General features: G+C 65.1%; 22 protein-coding genes. 18 read left to right on the plus strand and 4 right to left on the minus strand.

The features are described 5' to 3' along the window. Window positions 1-97: 97 nt before the first annotated feature. Complete coding sequence (locus J2R76_RS31285) at window positions 98-898, minus strand: SDR family NAD(P)-dependent oxidoreductase (RefSeq protein WP_141339769.1); 801 nt, start codon at window positions 896-898, stop codon at window positions 98-100. Between the two features lie 169 nt (window positions 899-1,067). Beyond that, on the minus strand, window positions 1,068-2,126 hold the full coding sequence (locus J2R76_RS31290; RefSeq protein ID WP_141339768.1) for a polysaccharide deacetylase family protein: 1,059 nt from the start codon (window positions 2,124-2,126) through the stop codon (window positions 1,068-1,070). A 169-nt stretch (window positions 2,127-2,295) separates the two neighbouring features. Between J2R76_RS31290 and J2R76_RS31295 the strand changes: the two genes are divergently transcribed. The 13 genes from J2R76_RS31295 (at window position 2,296) to phoB (ending at window position 14,333) form a co-directional block, all read left to right on the plus strand. Then, the gene (locus J2R76_RS31295) at window positions 2,296-3,690 is read left to right on the plus strand and encodes an OmpA family protein (RefSeq protein WP_253625307.1); all 1,395 of its coding nucleotides are present in this window, start codon (window positions 2,296-2,298) and stop codon (window positions 3,688-3,690) included. A gap of 2 nt (window positions 3,691-3,692) precedes the next feature. Further along, window positions 3,693-3,989: a hypothetical protein gene (locus J2R76_RS31300; RefSeq protein ID WP_057019456.1), complete on the plus strand. Its 297-nt coding sequence runs from the start codon at window positions 3,693-3,695 to the stop codon at window positions 3,987-3,989. Window positions 3,990-4,097: 108 nt separating this feature from the next. Further along, window positions 4,098-4,688 carry a TetR/AcrR family transcriptional regulator gene (locus J2R76_RS31305; protein WP_141339766.1) on the plus strand — a complete coding sequence of 197 codons (591 nt, stop codon included), beginning with the start codon at window positions 4,098-4,100 and terminating at the stop codon, window positions 4,686-4,688. After that, a complete protein-coding gene (locus J2R76_RS31310; RefSeq protein WP_141339765.1) occupies window positions 4,685-5,593 on the plus strand; it encodes a haloalkane dehalogenase in 909 nt (302 codons plus the stop codon). The genes J2R76_RS31305 and J2R76_RS31310 overlap by 4 nt, the downstream gene beginning before the upstream one ends. A gap of 18 nt (window positions 5,594-5,611) precedes the next feature. Then, complete coding sequence (locus tag J2R76_RS31315) at window positions 5,612-5,839, plus strand: SelT/SelW/SelH family protein (RefSeq protein WP_141339764.1); 228 nt, start codon at window positions 5,612-5,614, stop codon at window positions 5,837-5,839. A 331-nt stretch (window positions 5,840-6,170) separates the two neighbouring features. Further along, window positions 6,171-7,226: a lysylphosphatidylglycerol synthase domain-containing protein gene (locus J2R76_RS31320; RefSeq protein WP_026192163.1), complete on the plus strand. Its 1,056-nt coding sequence runs from the start codon at window positions 6,171-6,173 to the stop codon at window positions 7,224-7,226. An 84-nt stretch (window positions 7,227-7,310) separates the two neighbouring features. Beyond that, window positions 7,311-8,624: an ATP-binding protein gene (locus tag J2R76_RS31325; RefSeq protein ID WP_057019526.1), complete on the plus strand. Its 1,314-nt coding sequence runs from the start codon at window positions 7,311-7,313 to the stop codon at window positions 8,622-8,624. A gap of 135 nt (window positions 8,625-8,759) precedes the next feature. Continuing rightward, window positions 8,760-9,770 (plus strand): phosphate ABC transporter substrate-binding protein PstS, encoded by a 1,011-nt coding sequence (pstS, locus tag J2R76_RS31330; RefSeq protein WP_076830985.1) that lies wholly within the window; start codon window positions 8,760-8,762, stop codon window positions 9,768-9,770. Between the two features lie 229 nt (window positions 9,771-9,999). Further along, the gene (pstC, locus tag J2R76_RS31335; RefSeq protein WP_076830982.1) at window positions 10,000-10,989 is read left to right on the plus strand and encodes a phosphate ABC transporter permease subunit PstC; all 990 of its coding nucleotides are present in this window, start codon (window positions 10,000-10,002) and stop codon (window positions 10,987-10,989) included. A 4-nt stretch (window positions 10,990-10,993) separates the two neighbouring features. Further along, window positions 10,994-11,839: a phosphate ABC transporter permease PstA gene (pstA, locus tag J2R76_RS31340; protein WP_050386784.1), complete on the plus strand. Its 846-nt coding sequence runs from the start codon at window positions 10,994-10,996 to the stop codon at window positions 11,837-11,839. Beyond that, window positions 11,836-12,654 (plus strand): phosphate ABC transporter ATP-binding protein PstB, encoded by an 819-nt coding sequence (pstB, locus tag J2R76_RS31345; RefSeq protein WP_076830980.1) that lies wholly within the window; start codon window positions 11,836-11,838, stop codon window positions 12,652-12,654. The genes pstA and pstB overlap by 4 nt, the downstream gene beginning before the upstream one ends. A 106-nt stretch (window positions 12,655-12,760) precedes the next feature. Continuing rightward, window positions 12,761-13,477, plus strand: a complete 717-nt coding sequence (gene phoU, locus J2R76_RS31350; protein ID WP_016844066.1) for a phosphate signaling complex protein PhoU — start codon at window positions 12,761-12,763, stop codon at window positions 13,475-13,477. Window positions 13,478-13,622: 145 nt separating this feature from the next. Beyond that, the gene (gene phoB, locus J2R76_RS31355; protein WP_016844067.1) at window positions 13,623-14,333 is read left to right on the plus strand and encodes a phosphate regulon transcriptional regulator PhoB; all 711 of its coding nucleotides are present in this window, start codon (window positions 13,623-13,625) and stop codon (window positions 14,331-14,333) included. 240 nt (window positions 14,334-14,573) lie between these two features. Here phoB and J2R76_RS31360 read toward each other — a convergent pair whose 3' ends face one another. Then, window positions 14,574-15,086, minus strand: coding sequence for a GcrA family cell cycle regulator (locus tag J2R76_RS31360; RefSeq protein ID WP_076830977.1), 513 nt, complete (start codon window positions 15,084-15,086; stop codon window positions 14,574-14,576). A gap of 487 nt (window positions 15,087-15,573) precedes the next feature. On the opposite strand from J2R76_RS31360, the gene J2R76_RS31365 reads away from it, so the two are divergent. The 3 genes from J2R76_RS31365 to J2R76_RS31375 all read left to right on the plus strand — a co-directional run bounded on the left by J2R76_RS31365 (window position 15,574) and on the right by J2R76_RS31375 (window position 18,931). Continuing rightward, window positions 15,574-16,782 (plus strand): aspartate aminotransferase family protein, encoded by a 1,209-nt coding sequence (locus tag J2R76_RS31365; protein ID WP_076831076.1) that lies wholly within the window; start codon window positions 15,574-15,576, stop codon window positions 16,780-16,782. Next, window positions 16,782-17,708, plus strand: a complete 927-nt coding sequence (gene argF / locus J2R76_RS31370; protein ID WP_028342316.1) for an ornithine carbamoyltransferase — start codon at window positions 16,782-16,784, stop codon at window positions 17,706-17,708. Before J2R76_RS31365 ends, argF begins: the two co-directional genes overlap by 1 nt. Before the next feature lie 221 nt (window positions 17,709-17,929). Beyond that, window positions 17,930-18,931, plus strand: a complete 1,002-nt coding sequence (locus J2R76_RS31375; protein ID WP_076830974.1) for an Hsp33 family molecular chaperone — start codon at window positions 17,930-17,932, stop codon at window positions 18,929-18,931. A gap of 109 nt (window positions 18,932-19,040) precedes the next feature. Here the strand turns inward: J2R76_RS31375 and apaG are convergent, their stop codons facing one another. Beyond that, window positions 19,041-19,439, minus strand: a complete 399-nt coding sequence (gene apaG / locus J2R76_RS31380; RefSeq protein ID WP_076830971.1) for a Co2+/Mg2+ efflux protein ApaG — start codon at window positions 19,437-19,439, stop codon at window positions 19,041-19,043. Between the two features lie 287 nt (window positions 19,440-19,726). Here apaG and J2R76_RS31385 point away from each other — a divergent pair, with 287 nt between their 5' ends. Together J2R76_RS31385 and J2R76_RS31390 are read left to right on the plus strand one after the other, a co-directional pair. Further along, window positions 19,727-20,986, plus strand: coding sequence for an OpgC domain-containing protein (locus J2R76_RS31385; protein ID WP_076830969.1), 1,260 nt, complete (start codon window positions 19,727-19,729; stop codon window positions 20,984-20,986). Further along, the gene (locus J2R76_RS31390; protein WP_141339786.1) at window positions 20,983-21,765 is read left to right on the plus strand and encodes an SGNH/GDSL hydrolase family protein; all 783 of its coding nucleotides are present in this window, start codon (window positions 20,983-20,985) and stop codon (window positions 21,763-21,765) included. Before J2R76_RS31385 ends, J2R76_RS31390 begins: the two co-directional genes overlap by 4 nt. Window positions 21,766-21,774: the final 9 nt, after the last annotated feature.

The raw sequence follows: 21,774 nt of genomic DNA on the forward strand, positions 1-21,774 counted from the left end.
GCCAGAGGCGTCACAGCCCTATGGAAGCGGTGAGCCAGCGACAAAAACGGCCCCGCCCTTCGGCGGAGCCGTTGCCGTAGGTCGGTCGCGCGGCCGCTTAGCCCGCGATCTCTAGCCCTGCCGTCGCATAGACCACGCCGCCATCAACCGCGACGGTGTTGCCCACGACATAGTCGCCGGCGCGCGAGGCGAGATAGATTGCGGTACCCGCCATATCCTCGTCGGTGCCGACGCGCTTCGCCGGCACGCGCTTGGCGACCTCGTCGGCGTGGTCGCGCGCGGCGCGGTTCATGTCCGACTTGAAGGCGCCGGGCGCGATCGCGGTGACGTTGATGTTGTCCTTGATCAGGCGGGTCGCCATGCGGCGCGTCAGATGGATCACCGCAGCCTTGCTGGCGGCATAGGAATAGGTCTCCATCGGGTTGACGAAGATGCCGTCGATCGAGGCGATGTTGATCACCTTGCCCGGCCTGTCGTGCGTCGCCGCCGCACGCAGCGGCTTGGCCAGGGCCTTGGTCAGGAAGAAGATCGACTTGACGTTGAGGTTCATCACCTTGTCCCAGCCGCTCTCCGGAAATTCGTCGAAGTCCGCGCCCCAGGCCGCGCCGGCATTGTTGACGAGGATGTCGAGCTTCGGCTCGCGCTTGATGATCTCGCCCGCGAGCTTGTCGCAGCCCTCGACGGTCGAGATGTCGATCGGCAGCGCGATGCATTCGCCGTCATAGGCGGCGGACAGCTCCTGCGCGGTCGCCTCGCAGGGACCTGCCTTGCGTGCGGTGATGTAGACCCTGGCGGCACCCTGCGCGAGGAAGCCGGCCGCGATCATCTTGCCGATGCCGCGCGATCCCCCGGTCACCAATGCGACGCGGCCCTTCAGCGAGAACAGATCCTTGAACATGCGCTCCTCCATTGCGTTGCCAGTGGTTCTGGGCGCGCCCGGGGAGCGAGTCAAGGAGAGGGAAGGGATCGGTAGCCCGGATGCAGCGGAGCGAAATCCGGCAAAATGCTATCCGCGGATGCGACTGTCCCGGATTGCGCTTCGCTGCATCCGGGCTACGAAGAGTAGCTTACGCCGCGTCGATGCGGCGAAAGCCGTTCCACACTGCGGTGGCGGCGCCTGATGTCAGCACCGGCAGCAGGCGCGCGTCCTGGTAATTGCCGTTCAGCGAGACCCGCTGCAACGCAGTCAGATGGTCGGCGCTTTCGGGAAACAGCATGCCGGGCCGCGTCGTCACCGCGGTCCGAAAGCCGATCGACCGGGCGAGGGCGAATTCACGCTGCCCGGCGGCGATCCGGTCGCCATAGGGATAGGCGAGATGCAATGCCGGCCGCTGCAGCGCATCCTCGATCCGCGCCCGGCTGGTCGCGAGCTCGAACGATGCGATGGTCTCGCTCTGCTTGGCGAGATTGCAATGGGTGATGGTGTGCGCGCCGATCGTCACCAGCGGATCCTCGGCGAAGCCGCGCAACTCGTCCCAGGACATGCAGAGCTCGCGCGCGATGCCGGTCTCGTCGACCCCGTGACGGGCGCACAGCGCGGATATCTCGGCCTGCATCGCCTGCTCGCCGGGCAGTGAACGCAGCCAGTCGTGGATGCGGCCGAAGGCAGTCCGCTTGGCCTGCGCTGTCGCGGTGTCGATCCGCGTCATGGTGCCGTCGATCGGCACCTCGATCGCGGACGCCGCCGCGATCACCCGCTCCAGCGCGATCCACCACAATCTGCCGCAGCCCTCGGCGAAATCGCTCGCGACATAGACCGTGAACGGGGCGCCGAACTCGCGCATCACAGGCAGCGCGAAATCGCGGTTGTCGCGATAGCCGTCGTCGAAGGTAAAGCAGGCGAAGCGCCGCGCGAAATTCCGTTCGGCGAGACGGCGATGCGCCTCGTCGATGCTGATTACGTCGACGTCGAGCGCGCGCAGATGCGTCAGCATCGCGCGCAGGAAGTCCGGCGTGACCTCGAGATGATGGTTCGGCTGGAACGCGTCGCCGCGCCGCGGGCGGACGTGGTGCAGCATGAAGATGGCGCCGACGCCGGCGAAGATCGGCCGCAGCAGGATATGCGCACCCGAGAAATACAACGCCTCCATGCCGGCACGGATCACGGTGTTGCGGAGTTGTTTCATGAGGGCGCGGGCCGGCCGATTTGCATTCCGCGGCAAACTTAGCGAAAGACCACTGAAGAAACTGTTATCCCGGTCCGACATGGCGCCCCCGCCATGGCGCGTCATTTGGGGTTTGACAGTCAGCCAAGGGTTTGTTTTCTCTCTGGTTCCCGACCCCGCAGGACGCTGAATGCACGGACTTTTCAAGTGGAGTAGCAAGTGGTGGCCTGGGGTGATTCCACTGGTCGTGCTTTGGGGTATCGCGGCCTGGACGAGCACCACAACGGTCGAAGCGGACCTTGCCGCGCGCTCTAATGCCGCACTGAAGGACACCGTCCTCGACAAGCGCCGCATCAGCGTCGAGGGCCGCGATGTGACGTTCGCGGCCAACGCCTTCTCTGAAGACGGCCGCCTCAGCGCGGTGGCGTCGGTCGAAGCCGTGCCCGGCGTGCGGCTGGTCAACGACGAGACCCGCCTTGTTCCCGAAGCCAAGCCCTTTGTCTGGTCCGCCGAACGCGACGTCGTGCGGGTCACGCTCGGCGGCAATGCGCCGCTGCCGTCGAGCAAGGGCAAGTTGACCGAAGCCGCGAAGGCCAGTCTCGGCGGCGTCGAGGTGGTGGATCAGATGGTGCTCGCCCGCGGCGCGCCGTTGCGGTTCGACGCGGCGGCGCTGCTGTTGCTCGACCAGATCGGCAAGCTGAAGGAAGGCAAGATCACGCTGACCGACAACAAGGTCAATCTCGCCGGCATGGCGCGCGAGCTCGGCGGACGCGAAGCGATCGCCGCGGCGCTGAAGAACCTGCCGGAAGGCTATTCGATCGCCGCCAACGACATCAAGGCGCCGCCCTACGTGTTCCAGGCCTACAAGGACCCGGTCGCGGTGACGCTGACGCTGACCGGCTACGTGCCCGACAACAACGTGCATGCCGCGCTGGTCGCTGCCGCCGGCCGCAAGTTCTTCAGCGAGAAAGTGGTCGACAATCTCAAGGCCAGCATCGGCGCGCCGTCGGGTTTCGCGGCCGCGGTGGGGCCCGCGCTCGGCGCGCTGTCGCGGCTGTCGACCGGAACGCTGGTGGTATCGGACCGCGAGGTGAAGCTGTCGGGCGATGCGCTCTACGATGCCGCCGCCGGCCAGATCCGCGACGGGCTCGGCAAGGATTTTCCGCAGGGCTGGCAGTACAAGGCCGAGGTCACGGTCAAGCCGGCGGCGGCCCCCGTCGATCCCACGGTGTGCCAGCAGCTGTTTTCCGAAATTCTCTCGAAGGGCAAGATCCGCTTCGAGTCCGGCAAGGCCGACATCGTGCCGGATTCCGCCGGCCTGCTCGACCGCCTGATCGAGACCGCGTTGCGCTGCCCCAATGCGACGATCGAGATCGCCGGCCATACCGACAGCGACGGCGAGGAGGCCGCCAACCAGGCACTGTCGGAACGCCGCGCGCAGGCCGTGGTGGATTACCTCGTGCGCGCCGGGCTGCCTGCCAGCCGTTTCACGCCGATCGGCTATGGCAGCACGCAGCCGCTGGCCGGCAACGAGAGTGAAGACGGCAAGGCGCAGAACCGCCGCATCGAATTCGTGGTGAAGTAGCGATGACCGTGCTCGCGACATTCTTCTGGGGTTGGCTGCTCGGCGCGGCGCTGCTCGGCTTTTGCATGGGCTGGATCGCGGTGGTGCATCGGGCGCGGGGCGTCTCGAAGGTCTGGATGCGCTGGCTGGCGCTGCTCGCCGCCGCGCTGGTGGCGGCGTCGTTCGCGCGGATCGTGCCCGGTCGATTCGGCTACTGGCTCGATCTCTTCCTGGTCATGTTCGCGCTCTATCTCGTCGGCTGCGCGATCGGCTCCTGGCTGCGCGACTGGGTGGTTTCGCGCAGCAAGCCCGCGAGCTGACCTCAATCCCCTGATCCGACAGGCCTGAGCGGCGTCGCCAAGCGCAGGGTGAACTGCATTCGTTTTAGCGCTTGACATCAATACGTACGTACGTATTAAATCCTGTCCATGCCAAAACCCTCTCTCCGCGATGCCATCCTCGACGCCGGCCTGACGGAAATGTTCCGGACCGGCTATCACGGCACCAGCGTGCGCGACGTCACCGCCGCCGCCGGCGCGCCGCAGGGCTCCTTCACCAACCATTTCCGCTCGAAGGAGCTGTTCGCATCCGAGGTGCTGGACCGCTACTTCGTCTATGTGCGCGGCCTCGTTGCCGAAGCGCTGGGCGACACGACGCTGACGCCGCGCGAAAGGCTGAGGAGCTATCTCGATCTGATCACCGGCAAGCTCGCGCATGACGGCTTCACCCGCGGCTGCCTGATCGGCGATTTCAGCCTCGAGGCGTCGGGCTCGAGCGAGATGCTGCGCGAGCAGCTCGACGACATCTTCCGGGAATGGCGCGCGCCGTTTGCGGCCTGCATCGCCGAGGCTCAGGCCACCGGCGAGATCGCCTCCGACTTCGATCCCGATCAGCTGGCCGATTTCCTGCTCGCATCCTGGCAGGGCGCGATGCTGCGCATGAAGGTCGAACGCAGCGAAGCGGCGCTGACGCGTTTCAAGACGATCGCATTCCAAACCGTGTTCAAGGAGTTGCCATGACCAGATCCCCCGATATCAGCCTGCATCATCGCGCCGTGCTTGGGTCTACGATGGCCTATCGCGAGACCGGCCGTAGCGACGCGCCGCACGTGCTGTTCCTGCACGGCAATCCGACGTCGTCCTACATCTGGCGCAACATCATGCCGCTGGTCGCCCCCGTCGGGCACTGCATCGCGCCCGACCTGATCGGCTACGGCCAGTCCGGCAAACCCGACATCGGCTATCGCTTCTTCGACCAGGCGGACTATCTCGATGCGCTGATCGACGAGCTGGGCATTGCCTCGGCCTATCTCGTCGCCCAGGATTGGGGCACGGCGCTCGCCTTCCACCTCGCGGCACGCCGTCCGCAACTGGTGCGCGGGCTCGCCTTCATGGAGTTCATCCGCCCGATGCGCGATTGGTCGGACTTCCACCAGCACGACGCCGCGCGGGAGACGTTCCGGAAATTCCGCACGCCGGGCGAGGGCGAAGCGATGATCCTCGACAACAATGCGTTCGTCGAACGCGTGCTGCCCGGCTCGATCCTGCGCACGCTCAGCGACGAGGAGATGGCTGCCTACCGCGCGCCGTTTGCGACGCGAGAGAGCCGCAAGCCGACCTTGATGCTGCCGCGCGAGCTGCCGATCGCCGGCGAGCCGGCCGATGTCGCCGAGGCGCTCACGGTGGCGCATGCGGCGCTCGCGGCATCGACCTATCCGAAGCTGCTGTTCGCGGCGACGCCCGGGGCGCTGGTGTCACCGGCCTTTGCCGCCGAATTCGCCAAGACGCTCAAGCATTGCGCGGTCATTCAACTCGGTGCGGGCGCGCACTATCTGCAGGAGGATCATCCGGAGGCGATCGGCCGTTCTGTGGCCGGCTGGATCGCCGGCGTCGAGGCCGCCTCCGCGCAGCGCCATGCCGCATGAGGGCACGGAGCGCGTGACATGAGGAATGTCTCCATCACCTATTGCCGGCCGTGCGGCTATGAGAAGCGTGCCAAAGAGGCCGCGGCGCTGTTGCGCGAGCGCCTCAGCGTCGATGCGACGCTGATCCCCGGCAAGGGCGGCATCTTCCAGGTCAAGCTCGGCGACGAGGTTGTCGCCAGGCGCACGAAGGGACATTTTCCCGATGCCGCCGAGATCGTCGCCGCGGTCACGGCCGCGCGGGATTGATGATCGGCGGAGCGCCTCCCGGCGGGTACGGAAGATCATTCTCTATTCGGCCGTGCCGGTACTTCACCGTAGTTTTCCGGATGGCCTTGCGGACCGTTCGGCGGGCTAACTGCCGCACGCGCATGTCAAGTCTTGTCGAAGGCGGCGGGAAACGCGCATATTTGTGCACCCGCTGTCATGAATCATCCGTAATATCTTGAAGATGCGCGTTTTATTGTCTTTTGACGAATTCCACTCCGGTTTAAAACGCGCTACACGGGCCAGGGCACAGCGAAGCGCCGGCGGAGATCGCCCGGGAGCCGTCGTCGCGGGATCGCAATTCGAGGTCTAGATGCTGGAAGCAATACGCAGGGCGATGGCGTTTCTGCGCCAGAAGCAAATCCTGCATCGGCTGGGTGTTGTCATCAGCATCGCCGTCATCGGCATCGCCTGCTACGTCCTTTATCACATGCTGCGCGGCATCGACACCAACGAGGTGCTCGAGGCCATCAAGAGCACCGAGCCGCGGCAGATTGCCCTGGCGGGACTGTTCGTCGCGGCGGGCTACTTCACGTTGACCTTCTACGATCTGTTCGCGGTGCGCGCGATCGGCCACGCCCATGTGCCCTATCGCATCAACGCGCTCGCGGCCTTCACCTCCTATTCGATCGGCCACAATGTCGGCGCCAGCGTCTTCACCGGCGGCGCGGTGCGCTACCGGATCTATTCGGCGTGGGGGTTGAATGCGATCGACGTCGCCAAGATCTGCTTTCTTGCCGGGCTCACCTTCTGGCTCGGCAATGCCGCGGTGCTCGGGCTCGGCATCGCCTACCACCCGGAGGCGGCCGCCAACATCGACCAGCTGCCGCCCTGGCTCAACCGGGCGCTGGCATTCGCGATCATCACCGCGCTGGTCGCCTATGTGGTCTGGGTCTGGACCCAGCCGCGGGTGGTCGGCCGCGGCCCCTGGACGGTGACCCTGCCGGGCGGCCCGCTGACGCTGCTGCAGATCGCGATCGGCATCCTCGACCTCGGCTTCTGCGCGCTGGCGATGTACGTGCTGGTGCCGGACGAGCCAAATCTCGGCTTCGTCGTGGTCGCCGTCATCTTCGTGTCGGCGACCCTGCTCGGCTTCGCCAGCCACTCCCCCGGCGGCCTCGGGGTGTTCGACGCCGCTATGCTGGTCGGCCTCTGGCAGATGGACCGCGAGGACCTGCTCGGCGGTATGCTGCTGTTCCGGCTGCTCTACTATATTGCGCCGTTCGTCATATCTGTAATCTTGCTGACGTTTCGGGAGGTTATTGTCGGCGCCCGACTCAAACGGCTGCCGCAGGCTGATTCGGGTCCCCGCGCCGAGCCGCACCATGAGGCGGTTCTGGTTCGCAAGCGCGGTGACTCCGGGGTCTGATGAAGCGGCCCGATGCCTCCCGAGGGAAGGTCGCTATGACCGCGCCTGGGCGAGACATGAACCGACGGGATGAAAGCCGCCGCGATGGCAATTGACGATTCGCATTCCTCCATCTTCTCGCCCTGGCCCGACCGGTTGCGCCACTCCGCGCTGATCCTGCTTGCCGCAGCGCTGGCCTTGAGCGTGGTGGTCGCGCTCGGCGAATTGTCGCTGGTGCGCGCCTGCGCCGTGTTCGTCTGCATCGCGGCCGCGGCGCTGGTGCCGTGGCGGCTGCATGATGCCGGAACCTCGCGCGAGGATGTCCGCGGCGTCAATCCGGTCGAGGCCGCCGCCGTCAGCGCGGTCGTCGCCGGCATGCCGGATCCGGCCGTATTGCTCGATCGCGCCGGCCGCGTCATCCATCTCAACGCCGCAGCGGCGCAGCTCGCGCCTGCGCTGCGCAAGAACGAACTGGCGCAATTTGCCCTGCGCTCGCCGGAGATCATCACCGCGCTGCGCGAGGCGATCGCGACCACCGAGCCACGCCGCGCCACCTACACCGACCACGTTCCGGTCGATCGCTGGATGGAACTGGTGATCACGCCGGTGCCGGTGCCGACCCAGTTCGGCGGCACCGAGAAGTGCATGCTGATGACCTTCCACGACCTGACGCCGCTGCGCCGGGTCGAGGAGATGCGAGCCGACTTCGTCGCCAATGCCAGCCACGAGCTGCGCACGCCGCTCGCCGCCTTGTCCGGCTTCATCGACACGCTGCAGGGGCCGGCGCGCGAGGACGCGCGGGCGCGGGAGCGCTTCCTCGGCATCATGCACACCCAGGCGACCCGCATGGCGCGGCTGATCGACGATTTGCTGTCGCTGTCGCGGGTCGAGTTGTCGGCCCATGTGCGGCCCGAGGCCTCGATCGACATCGTGCCGATCATCCGCCAGGTCGCCGACGGGCTCGAGGCACTGGCCAGCGAGCGCCAGGTCGAGATCGAGGTCGACCTGCCTCAGGCTCCGGTCATGATCGCCGGCGACCGCGAGGAACTGCTCCGCCTGTTCGAGAACCTGATCGAGAATGCCCTCAAATACGGCGCCTCAGGGGGGCGCGTCATAGTGTCGCTGAATCAGGCCGTTTCGGGTGCATCGGGCGAAGGGGCCCCCGAAATCCGTGTCATGGTACGGGATTTCGGCCCCGGCATCGCCCCCGAGCACCTGCCGCGGCTGACCGAGCGCTTCTACCGGGTCGACGTCGGCGACAGCCGCAACCAGGGCGGAACGGGCCTCGGATTATCGTTGGTGAAACATATTCTTAACCGTCATCGCGGGCGTCTTTTGATCGAGAGCGTGCCGAAGAACGGGGCCACTTTTACCGCCTGTTTTCCCCGGCCGAAGACCCCGTTACCAACTCAAAGCTAAGCGTTTTCAGAAGCTTAGTACTGTCATCCAACTGTCATCCAACCTTCGTAAAAGCAGCACCGACCGCTCCTAGATGGACCGGCGTGAGCGCGATCGGGCGCATTCGGCGCTTCGCTCACTGGATGGAGACCACCCATGAATTTCATCAAAGCAATCGTCGCAGCCGGCGTGATCGCCGCTTCGACGTCGGCCTTCGCTGCCGATATTACCGGCGCGGGCGCGACGTTTCCGTTCCCGATCTATTCGAAGTGGGCTGACGCCTACAAGAAGGAGACCGGCAACGGTCTGAACTACCAGTCGATCGGCTCCGGCGCCGGCATCAAGCAGATCCAGGCCAAGACCGTGACCTTCGGCGCCACCGACGCGCCGCTCAAGCACGAGCAACTCGAGAAGGACGGCCTCGTCCAGTGGCCGATGGTGATGGGCGCGATCGTCCCGGTCGTGAACCTCGAAGGCATCAAGCCGGGTGACCTGATCCTGTCGGGCGAAGTGCTCGGCGACATCTATCTCGGCAAGATCACCAAGTGGAATGACGCGGCGATCGCCAAGCTCAATCCGAAGCTGACCCTGCCGGGCGATGCCATCACCGTCGTGCGCCGTTCGGACGGTTCGGGCACCACCTTCAACTTCACCGACTATCTCTCCAAGTCGAACGCCGACTGGAAGTCCAAGGTCGGTTCCGGCACCGCGGTCGAATGGCCGGTCGGCGTCGGCGCCAAGGGCAACGAAGGCGTTGCCGGCAACATCAGCCAGACCAAGAACGCTATCGGCTATGTCGAGTATGCCTACGCCAAGCAGAACAAGCTGACCTACACCGGGCTGGTCAACAAGGCCGGCAAGACCGTGCAGCCGACCATGGCTGCCTTCCAGGCTGCCGCCTCGAATGCCGACTGGGCCAAGGCTCCCGGCTACTACGTGATCCTGACCGACCAGCCGGGCGAAGCCTCCTGGCCGATCACCGCGGCGACCTTCATCCTGATGCACAAGGACTCGACCGACAAGGCGGCCTCGCAGGAAGCGCTCAAGTTCTTCAAGTACGCCTTCGAGAAGGGCGACAAGGCGGCCGAAGAGCTCGACTACATCCCGATGCCGGACTCGGTCGTCAAGCTGATCGAGAAGACCTGGTCGTCGGACATCAAGAGCTAAGTCCGACGCTGCGACAGGGCCTGTGCCGACTCGATCGCGGCACAGGTCGAGCGACCAAGACCCGGTCTCCATCACTGCGGCAACAAGCGCGGGATCGAGGCCGGGGTTCGCGCCTCAAGGGGCGTGGCTGGAACGACGGCGCCCGGCCAAATGCGTCAGTGAAGATCGCTTCGGGGCGTAGCGGTTTGCGTGGCTTTTGCATACTAAAGAGGGGATTGGCGTGGCAGACATGGCTGTTCAGAGCGATGTGATGGAAGCCGCGGGACCTTACGATCGCGCCAAGGCCCTCAGCGCCTTCAAGCTCGGTGACCTCACCTTCTATTGGATCACCCGCATCTCGGCGATTTCGGTTCTGTTGATCCTCGGCGGCATCATCCTGTCGCTGATCGTCGGCGCCTGGCCGGCGATGAAGGAATACGGCATCGCCTTCCTCTGGACGCAGCGCTGGGCACCCTCGGCCGATCCGCCGGTGCTCGGCGCGCTCGGCCCGATCTACGGCACCCTGATCACCTCGGTCATCGCGATGCTGATCGCCATTCCGGTCGGCATCGGCATCGCCGTGTTCCTCACCGAGCTCTGCCCGCAAATGCTGCGCCGCCCGATCGGCATCGCGATCGAGCTGCTCGCCGGCATCCCCTCGATCATCTACGGCATGTGGGGCTTCTTCGTGCTCGGCCCGTTCCTGGCCAACACGTTCCAGCCCTTCATGATCCGGATCTTCGAGGGCGTCCCGGTGCTGGGCGCGGTGTTCGCAGGCCCGCCGTCCTATCTCAGCCTGTTCAACGCCGCGCTGATCCTTGCGATCATGGTGCTGCCCTTCATCACCGCGATCTCGGTCGACGTGTTCAAGACCGTGCCGCCGGTGCTGAAAGAGGCCGCCTACGGCATGGGCTGCACCACCTGGGAAGTCGTCCGCAGCGTCGTGATCCCCTACACCCGCGTCGGCGTGATCGGCGGCATCATGCTGGCGCTCGGCCGCGCCCTCGGCGAGACCATGGCGGTGACCTTCATCATCGGCAACTCGTTCCGGATCTCGTCGTCGATCTTCGCGCCGGGCACCACGATCTCGGCGGCGATCGCCAGCGAATTCGCCGAGAGCGACGGCCTGCACCAGTCCGGCCTGATCCTGCTCGGCCTGCTGTTGTTCGTGCTGACCTTCTTCGTGCTCGCCGGCGCGCGGCTGATGCTGATGCGGCTTGAAAAGAAGGCGGGGAAGTAACGCCATGAACCCGATCTACAAATCCCGCCGCCGCAGCGACATCGTCATCCGCGCACTCTGTGTCGGCGCGGCGCTGTTCGGCGTTACCTGGCTGGCGCTGATCCTGATCACGCTGCTCTATAACGGCCTTGCCGGCCTCAGCGTGCAGCTGTTCACCCAGAACACGCCGCCGCCCGGCTCGACCGAAGGCGGCTTGCTCAACGCCATCGTCGGCTCGGTCATCATGACCGTGATCGGCGTCGGCATCGGCGCGCCGCTTGGCCTGTTCGCCGGCACCTACCTCGCCGAATACGGCAAGCACGACAAGCTGACCTCGGTGATCCGCTTCATCAACGACATCCTGCTCAGCGCGCCCTCGATCATCATCGGCCTGTTCATCTATGGTGCGGTGGTGGTGCCGATGCGCGGCTTCTCGGCGATCGCAGGCAGCCTTGCGCTCGCGGTGATCGTGATCCCGGTCGTGCTGCGCACCACCGAGGACATGCTGCTCTTGGTGCCCAATCCGCTGCGCGAGGCCGCCTCCGCGCTCGGCCTGCCGCGTTCGCTGGTGATCAAGCGGATCGCTTATCGTGCCGCGCGATCGGGTCTGATCACCGGTGTGCTGCTGGCGACCGCCCGCGTCGCCGGCGAGACCGCGCCGCTGCTGTTCACCGCGCTGTCGAACCAGTTCTTCAGCCTGGATCTGACCAAGACGATGGCCAACCTGCCAGTGACCATCAACAACTTCGTGCAGAGCCCCTACGCCTACTGGAAAGAGCTGGCGTGGAGCGGCGCGCTGCTCATCACATTCACCGTGCTCGCGTTGAATATCGGCGCGCGTATCCTTGGTGCCGAAAGGGCCGCAAAATGACCGAGCTTTCCGTCTCCACGACTGCCGCAGGCCACATTCCCCAGGTTCCGCTGCCGGAAGCGCCGCCGAAAGTCACGGTGCGCAACCTCAACTTCTATTACGGCGAGCACCACGCGCTGAAGAACATCAACCTGGCGCTCGGCACCAACCGCGTCACGGCGTTCATCGGCCCGTCCGGCTGCGGCAAGTCGACCCTGCTGCGCATTTTCAACCGGATGTACGACCTGTATCCGGGTCAGCGCGCGGTCGGCCAGCTGATGCTGGACCAGACCAACATTCTCGACCCCAAGCTCGACCTCAACTTGCTGCGCGCGCGGGTCGGCATGGTGTTCCAGAAGCCGACGCCGTTCCCGATGACGATCTACGAGAACATCGCCTTCGGCATCCGCCTCTATGAGAAGATCTCGAAGTCCGAGATGGACGACCGGGTCGAGAAGGCGCTGCGCGGCGGCGCGCTGTGGAACGAGGTCAAGGACAAGCTGAACGCCTCCGGCCTGTCGCTCTCCGGCGGCCAGCAGCAGCGCCTGTGCATCGCGCGCACCGTGGCGGTGCGTCCCGAGGTGATCCTGTTCGACGAGCCGTGCTCGGCGCTCGACCCGATCTCGACCGCCAAGGTCGAGGAGCTGATCCAGGAGCTCTCCGAGGACTACACGATCGCGATCGTCACCCACAACATGCAGCAGGCGGCGCGCGTCTCCGATAAGACCGCCTTCATGTATCTCGGCGAGCTGATCGAGTTCGACGACACCAACAAGATATTCACCTCACCGAGCGATCGGCGCACCCAGGACTACATCACCGGCCGGTTCGGTTGACCGGCGCATGATCCGGAAAAGTGGAAACCGGTTTTCCGATCAGGTCATGCTAAAATTCAGGACACGAAACCATGATCCCCGGGATCATGGTTGAGGGAGACAAGCGATGGCTTCTGAACATACCGCCAAGGCATTCGACAGCGACCTGCAGGAGTTGACTCGCCTGGTCGCCGAGATGGGCGGCCTGGTCGAACGGATGATTACCGAGTCGGTCGACGCGCTGATCCGTCGCGACGTCGCGCTCGGCAAGCGCGTGGTCGCCGCCGACATCGAGATCGACAATCTGCAGCGCAACATCGAAGAGCGGGCGGTGCTGACGATCGCCCGCCGCCAGCCGATGGCGATCGATCTGCGTGAGATCGTCAGCGCGATGCGCGTCGCCACCGACCTCGAGCGGATCGGCGACCTCGCCAAGAACATGGGCAAGCGCGTCGCGGCGCTGGAGAGCGATTTCCAGCCGCTGAAGCTGATCCGCGGCCTCGAGCACATGACCGACCTCGTGCTGTCGCAGGTCAAGTCGGTGCTCGACGCCTATGCCGCGCACGACCTGCCGGCGGCGATGAACGTCTGGAAGGGCGACGAGGAGGTCGATGCGATCTGCACCTCGCTGTTCCGCGAACTGCTCACCTACATGATGGAAGATCCGCGCAACATCTCGTTCTGCATCCATCTGATGTTCTGCGCCAAGAACATCGAGCGGATCGGCGATCACGCCACCAATATCGCCGAGACCGTGTTCTACATGATCGAGGGCCAGCAGATCACCGACAAGCGCCCGAAGGGCGACATGACCACTTTTGCCACCACGGTGCCGGGCAACTGAGGCATGATCGGCAAGCACGGAACCGGCAAGAGCGAAACTGGATGATCCTCGCGACAAATCGTTTCCGCGGGGACTATGCTCAAGGAAGTAAGCGTTTCGGTTTGCGTCTGGGCAACGGATCACCACAGAGAAAGAACTTAAACCGATGAGCGCACGCATTCTGGTAGTCGAAGACGAGGAAGCGCTGACGACGCTGTTGCGCTACAATCTCGATGCGGAAGGCTACGATGTCGAGACGGTGGGGCGCGGCGACGATGCGGATACAAGGCTGAAGGAGCGCGTTCCCGACCTCGTGGTGCTGGACTGGATGCTGCCGGGCCTGTCCGGCATCGAACTGTGCCGCCGCCTGCGGGCGCGGCCCGAGACCAAGCAGCTTCCGATCATCATGCTGACCGCGCGCGGCGAGGAAAGCGAGCGCGTGCGCGGGCTTGCCACCGGCGCGGACGATTACATCGTCAAGCCGTTCTCGGTGCCGGAGCTGCTGGCGCGGGTGAAGGGCCTGTTGCGCCGCGCCAGCCCGGAGCGGCTTGCGACCGTGCTGACCTACGGCGACATCGAGCTCGACCGCGAGAAGCGCCGCGTGGCGCGCTCGGGCCGTCCGATCGATCTCGGGCCGACCGAGTATCGCCTGCTCGAATTCTTCCTTGAGCATCCCGGCCGCGTGTTCAGCCGCGAGCAATTGCTCGACAGCGTCTGGGGCCGCGACATCTACATCGATGAGCGCACCGTCGACGTGCATATCGGCCGCCTGCGCAAGCTGCTCAATCCGGGCCGCGAGCAGGATCCGATCCGCACTGTGCGCGGCGCCGGCTACGCGCTCGACGACCGCTTTGCCAAGGCCGAGCCGCAGCCGTAACGGCCATGCGGCATTCATAAACCGCAACACGGCGTCGTCCCGGCGAAACCCGGGACCCATACGCTGCGGCCAGCGCAATCGGCACGCGGCCAGACGGCTTTCTAACAACACCCATTCGTGGTTATGGGTCCCGGCCTGCGCCGGGACGACGCTGGTGATATAGCCGGGCTGGGTCACACAAAAAAATCCCCGCTTTCGCGGGGATTTGTCTTTGAGGTCTTCCGTCGTTTTCCCGAGTGCTCACTTGATCTGCGGTTTCGCCGACGGCCGGCGGCGATCGGCGGCGGGCTGGTAGGCGACGCGCGAGTGATGCGCGCAATAGGGCAGGCCGCCGAGCGCTTTGCCGCCGCAGAAGAAGAATTCCGGGCTCGAGGGATCGCCGACCGGCCAGTGACAGGTGGCCTCGTTGAGCTCGAGCAGCGACAGCCGCTGGCTCATCGGCACCACATTGTCGTAGGAGATCGGATCGGGCTCCATCTCGGCCTCGAAGGCGTGCGCCAGCGCGGTGTTGCCGCGCGAGACCGGGCGCGCCACCCGCATCATGTGCTGGGCGGGGCGGGCCTTGCGCTGCCGCGGCGCGGCCGTGGAGGGTGCCTTGGCGCGGCCGGAGAGGCCGAGCCGATGCACTTTGCCGATCACGGCGTTTCGCGTCACATTGCCAAGTTCCGCCGCGATCTGGCTGGCCGACAGGCCGGACTCCCAGAGCTTCTTCAGCTGCTCGACGCGATCGTCGGACCAGGTCAATACAGTCATCGCATTCTTCCCTTCGCGTAGCGCCGGCCAATCATTGGAGCGGCGCTGCGAGCCAATCTGGACAAATATCCCTGCGGCCAGAATCCCTTAGCCCTCGCCGGGCACGGTGTTGCGCCCGAACGTTTACGCGAGACACAAAGGCTACTTAGAGGGTCCAGTACCGCCGCACGAGATGTCGTACCCGACAGGCCAAACGCTACAATATGGCGTGACTCTGGCGCAAGAGTCCGCGGTCGTGCGTCCACATGTTCCCACACAGTTAAGCATCGCGATGAGGCTTTTCCACCGCACCGGAATGCTCCGGATTGCGCTCGTTTCGCATTGCAGGAAGGCCACTTCGTGGCGATTGACACTTACCGACCGCAGCATAGAATGCCCGCCACGTGCCGCCCGCAAAGGCGGCCGTTTTGTTTTCCGAAGCTGGCCGTTGCTGCGCTGGCGTCAAGGCGCGCGGCAATTGTCGGCTTAAAAACCGTCAGTGATCGTCATGACCAACGCTGCCACGTCGCATCTGCTCCCCGTCTTCGCCAGGGTCGATCTCGGTTTCGAGCGCGGTGAGGGCGCCTGGCTGATCGCAACCAACGGCGACCGCTATCTCGATTTCACCTCGGGCGTCGCGGTCAACGCGCTCGGGCACGCGCATCCGCATCTCGTCAAGGCGCTGCAGGAACAGGCGACCAAGCTCTGGCACATGTCGAACCTGTTCAAGAGCCCGGACGGCGAGGTGCTTGCCGCGCGGCTGTGCGAGCAGAGCTTTGCCGACTTCGTGTTCTTCTGCAATTCCGGCGCGGAAGCGATGGAGGGCGTGATCAAGCTGGTCCGCCACTATCACTTCTCCAAGGGCCATGGCGAGCGCTACCGCATCATCACCTTCGAGGGCGCCTTCCACGGCCGCACGCTGGGCACGCTGGCGGCGACCGGCTCGGCGAAATATCTCGAGGGCTTCGGCCCGCCGATGGACGGCTTCGACCAGGTGCCGCATGGCGACATCGACGCGGTGAAGAAGGCGATCGGTCCGCACACCGCCGGCATCCTGATCGAGCCGGTGCAGGGCGAGGGCGGCGTGCGCTCGGCGCCACAGGCGTTCTTCAAGGCACTGCGCGCGCTGTGCGACGAGCACGGCCTGCTGCTCGCCTTCGACGAGGTGCAGACCGGCATGGGCCGAACCGGCGAGCTGTTCGCCTACAAGCGCACCGGCGTCACGCCGGACGTGATGTCGCTGGCCAAGGCGCTCGGGGGCGGTTTCCCGATCGGCGCGGTGCTGGCGACCGCGCAAGCCGCGGCCGGCATGGCGCCCGGCTCGCACGGCTCGACCTTCGGCGGCAATCCGCTCGCGGTCGCCGCCGCCAATGCCGTGCTCGACGTCATGCTGAAACCCGGCTTCTTCGAGCATGTGCAGAAGATGTCGCTGCTGCTCAAGCAGAAGCTCGCCTCCGTCGTCGACCGCTATCCCGGCGTGCTGTCGGAGGTACGCGGCGAGGGGCTGTTGATCGGCGTCAAGGCCGTGGTGCCGTCGGGCGACCTGATCGCAGCGCTGCGCAGCGAGAAGCTGCTCACCGTCGGCGCAGGCGACAATGTGGTGCGGTTCCTGGCGCCGCTGATCGTGACCGAGTCCGAGATCGACCAGTCGATCACCGCGCTCGAGCGCGCCTGCGCGACATTGTCGGTGGCGCAGCCGAAGAAGGCGGCTGGATAATGAGCAAGCCGGTCCGTCACTTCCTCGATATCAACGAGCTGCCGCTCGGCGAACTGCGCAACATGCTGTCCGCCGGAGCCGCCATGAAGGCGAAGCTGAAGGCGCATGAGAAGGGCAGGAAGCCGCTCGAAGGCAAGACGCTGGCGATGATCTTCGAGCGCCCGTCGACCCGCACAAGGGTGTCGTTCGACGTGGGCATGCGCCAGCTCGGCGGTGAATCCATCATGCTGACCGGCGCCGAGATGCAGCTCGGCCGCGGCGAGACCATCGCCGACACCGCGCGCGTGCTGTCGCGCTATGTCGATGCGATCATGATCCGCATCCTCAACCATGACGCGCTGCTCGAGCTCGCGGCTCACGCCACCGTTCCCGTCATCAACGGCCTGACCCGGCGTTCGCATCCCTGCCAGGTGATGGCCGACCTCATGACCTATGAGGAAAACCGCGGCTCGATCGAGGGCAAGACCGTGGCCTGGACCGGCGACGACAACAACGTGCTGGCCTCCTGGGCGCATGCCGCCGAGCGGTTCAAGTTCCAGCTCAATGTTGCGACCCCGCCGGAGCTGTCGCCGAAGAAGCCGATGCGCGACTGGATCAAGGCGACCGGCGCGCCGATCATGCTCGGCACCGATCCGGAAGCCGCCGTGCGCGGCGCCGACTGCGTCGTCACCGACACCTGGGTGTCGATGGGCGACAAGGAGGGCGAGCACCGCCACAACGTGCTGCGGCCCTATCAGGTCAATGCCAAGCTGATGTCGCTCGCCAAGCCGGACGCACTGTTCATGCACTGCCTGCCCGCGCATCGCGGCGAGGAGGTCACCGACGAGGTGATCGACGGGCCGCAATCCGTGGTGTTCGACGAGGCGGAAAACCGCCTGCATGCGCAGAAGGGCATTCTGGCCTGGTGTTTCGACGCGGTCGCGTAGTCGGAGATCAGTAAGCGTTGTCGTCCCGGGCAAGCGAAGCGCGACCCCGGACCCATAACCATCGCTGTCAATCGTTGCGAAGGCTGGGGCACCAGCTTGATGCAAGCAACTCACATCGGTGGTTATGGGTCGCTGCTTTCGCATGCTTTCGCAGGGACGACGGAAACATCCGCGTTAGTGAACCCCTTTATTTCATGGTCCGAGACCCCAGATAGAGCGCCATGGTTTCACAATCCCCCGACATCAAAATCACGCCCGAGGCGCCGGTTCGCGCGCCCTCAGCGGTTCCGGTCGACGATGCCGTGCTGGCATTCGAGGTCGGCGCGCTGGACCTGCGCGGCCGGCTGACCCGGCTCGGCCCCGCGCTCGACGAGATCCTGCACAAGCACGATTATCCGCCCGCGGTCGGCAAGCTGCTCGGCGAGGCGATCGTGCTGACCACGCTGCTCGGCTCGTCGGTCAAGTTCGAGGGCCGCTTCATCCTGCAGACCCGGACCGAAGGTCCGGTCTCGCTCCTGATCGTGGATTTCCAGGCGCCCGACCGGCTGCGCGCCTATGCGCGCTACGACGCATCGCGCCTCAAGAATGGCCAGAGCTCGGGCGAGCTGCTCGGCAAGGGCCACCTTGCGATGACCATCGATCAGGGCTCCAACACCAGCCGCTACCAGGGACTGGTCGCGCTCGACGGCGGCGGCCTGGAAGAGGCGGCCCACGAATATTTCCTGCGCTCGGAGCAGATTCCGACGCGGGTGCGGCTTGCGGTCGGCGAGGAGATGCGCGGCGGCGAGGGCGGCAAGCTGCACTGGCGTGCCGGCGGCATCCTGCTGCAATTCCTGCCCAAGGCGCCCGAGCGCGCCAAGCAGGCCGATCTGCATCCCGGCGATGCGCCGGAAGGCACGGCCACGCATAGCGTGCCGGACGATGACGCCTGGGTCGAGGGCCAGTCGCTGATCTCGACCGTCGAGGACGTCGAGCTGATCGATCCCGATCTGTCCGGCGAGCGGCTGCTCTATCGCCTGTTCCACGAACGTGGCGTGCGTGTCTTCAACCCGCAAACGCTGCGCGCGCAGTGCTCCTGCTCGCGCGACGCGGTGTCGTCGATGCTGAAGAGCTTTGCGCCGAACGACCGCGCCGAGATGGTCAAGGACGGCAAGGTCGTCGTGACCTGCGAGTTCTGCTCGTCGGTGTATGAATTCACTCCGCAGGAAGCCGGCGTGGAGTAGACGCGTTCGTCATCGTAGCCCGGATGAAGCGCAGCGAAATCCGGGGCCGCTCCAACCGCGGATGCACCTGCCCCGGATTGCGCTTCGCTCCATCCGGGCTACGCAGGCGTCAGTTCAGCACCCTTTTGCCGCCCGGGCTCGGGCTGTCCAGCGAAAATGTCGGCACGTCGATGTCGAAGCGCTCGCCGGCTTCGGTGACCATCTGATAGCTGCCGGTCATGAATCCGGAGGCGGTCGGCAGCGGCACGCCGCTGGTGTATTCGAAGCGTTCGCCGGGCGCGAGCACCGGCTGCTCGCCGACCACGCCCTCGCCGCGCACCTCCTGGCGGCGGCCGGTGGCGTCGGTGATGATCCAGTGCCGCGTCCGCAGCTGCACCGTATCCGGGCCCGAATTGACGATCACGATCTTGTACGACCAGAAATATTCGCGCCGGTCGACCGACGAGCGCTCCGGCATGAAGTTCGGCTCGACGGTGACTTCGATCTGGCGGGTAACGGCGCGGTACATGCGGCTCAATCCGATGGTCCTGGCGCATGGTCCGCTTTCGACCGGATCATGCTCAAACAGGGCGCTATCATAGCCAATTGAACCGCCGGAACCAATCGCCTGCCAGGCCGCGAAAGGGCGGGCTTGGAAAGCCGGATTTGGGGCGGCCCGTTCATCGCGGTTTCAACATAGTTCCGCTCTAAAGCGCGGCCGCATGCCGCCGCACTCCGTGCTTTGTCGGCAACTCGCGGACCGATATTATCTTTTCAGCACGGCGTGCGGGGCGTCCGCGGCCGACACGGTGTTTGATGAGCTCGATTGCCGATCCCATAGCCGGTTCGCCGGTGGCTGACGTCAAGGCCGAAGTAAAGGCAGAGGCCGAGGCGAAGGTTGCTGCGCCCGCGATCACGCTGCCGGCGACCGGCGAGCGCGAGCTCCGCCTCGATCTGTTCCGCGGGCTCGCGCTGTGGCTGATCTTCATCGATCATCTGCCGACCAATCTTCTGACCTGGCTGACGATCCGCAATTACGGCTTCTCCGACGCCACCGAGATCTTCATCTTCATCTCCGGCTACACCGCGGCCTTCGTCTACGGCCGCGCGATGCTGGAGGGCGGCTTCGTGATCGCGACCGCGCGCATCCTGCGCCGGGTCTGGCAGATCTACGTCGCGCACGTCTTCCTGTTCACGATCTTCCTCGCCGAGATCTCCTATGTCGCGACCTCGTTCGAGAACCCGCTCTACAGCGAGGAAATGGGGATCATGGACTTCCTCAAGCAGCCCGACGTCACCATCGTCCAGGCGCTGCTGCTGCGCTTCCGTCCCGTCAACATGGACGTGCTGCCGCTCTATATCGTGCTGATGCTGTTCCTGCCGCTGATCCTGTGGCTGATGAAGTGGAAGCCCGACGTCACGCTCGGTCTCTCGGTCGTGCTCTACGCGCTGACCTGGCAGTTCGACCTTTATCTCTCGGCCTATCCGAACGGCTTCTGGGCGTTCAATCCGTTCGCCTGGCAATTGCTGTTCGTGTTCGGCGCCTGGTGCGCGCTCGGCGGGGCGCGGCGGATGTCGCGGATCCTGTCGTCGAACATCACGATGTGGATCTGCATCGTCTATCTGGTCGCGGCGTTCTTCGTGACCCTGACCTGGTACGTGCCGCAGCTCGGCCACATCATGCCGAAGGTGATCGAGCAGTGGATGTATCCGATCAACAAGACCGACCTGGACGTGTTGCGATTCGCGCACTTCCTGGCGCTCGCCGCGCTCACCGTGCGCTTCCTGCCCAAGGACTGGCCGGGCCTGAAATCGCCCTGGCTGCGACCTTTGATCCTGTGTGGCCAGCATTCGCTTGAGATATTCTGCCTCGGGGTCTTCCTCGCCTTCGCCGGTCACTTCGTGCTTGCCGAAGTATCTGGCGGTGCCGCACTGCACGCCTTGATCAGCGTCTGCGGCATCCTCATCATGTGCGGCATGGCGTGGATCATTTCGTGGTACAAGCACTCCGCCGACAAAGGCGCCTCGAAAAAAGGCGCCGCCGGCAACGCCGATCTGGCGGGAGGGGGAGCATGAAGTCCGCGCGGACGATGCTGGGCCTGACGCTGCTCGCAGCCTGCCTGACGGCCGGTTTGGCGGCGGCGCCCGCGTGCGCTGGCGACACCGCGGAGCCGCCCCCGCCGCCGCCCTGCGACGTGCCCGCCTATCTGCTTACGAGCGAGAGCTCGCTGCCCAAGGTCACCGACGCCATCAAGTCCAACCGGCCGCTCAACGTGCTGGTGGTCGGCAGCCGCTCCTCGACCATCCAGGGCAACGAGGCGAGCGCCTATCCGGCCACGCTGCAGGCGGCGCTGAAGGAAGCGTTGCCGTCGTCGACGATCGATCTATCCGTAGAATTACAGGGAAAGAGCACCGCCGAGGAGACCGCGGGAACTCTTGTTAAGCTTGTTGAAGCAAAAAAGCCTACTTTGGTTATCTGGCAGACCGGAACCGTCGATGCTATGCGAGCAATCGATCCCGACGATTTCCGTACCGCCATCAACGAAGGCGTTGTTGCGTTGCGGGACGCCGGGACCGACGTGGTGCTGGTCAATCTGCAATACAGCCCGCGTACGGAGACGATGATCTCTGCACCGCCCTATCTCGACAACATGAAGGTGGTGGCGCAGCAGCACGACGTTCCGCTGTTCGACCGGTTCGCGATTATGAAGCAGTGGAGCGACGCCGGATATTTTGACCTGTTCAGCACCTCGCATGGTGTCGATCTGGCCAAGAAGGTTCATGCCTGTCTCGGCCGCGCACTGGCGAAATTCGTGATCGATGCGGCCCATCTGGGCCCGGTGCAGCAGAATTAAGGAAGCAGA

Origin of the sequence: Bradyrhizobium sp. USDA 4532 (genome assembly GCF_024171315.1) — a bacterium.
In the GTDB taxonomy this organism is placed as follows: Bacteria; Pseudomonadota; Alphaproteobacteria; order Rhizobiales; family Xanthobacteraceae; genus Bradyrhizobium; species Bradyrhizobium australafricanum.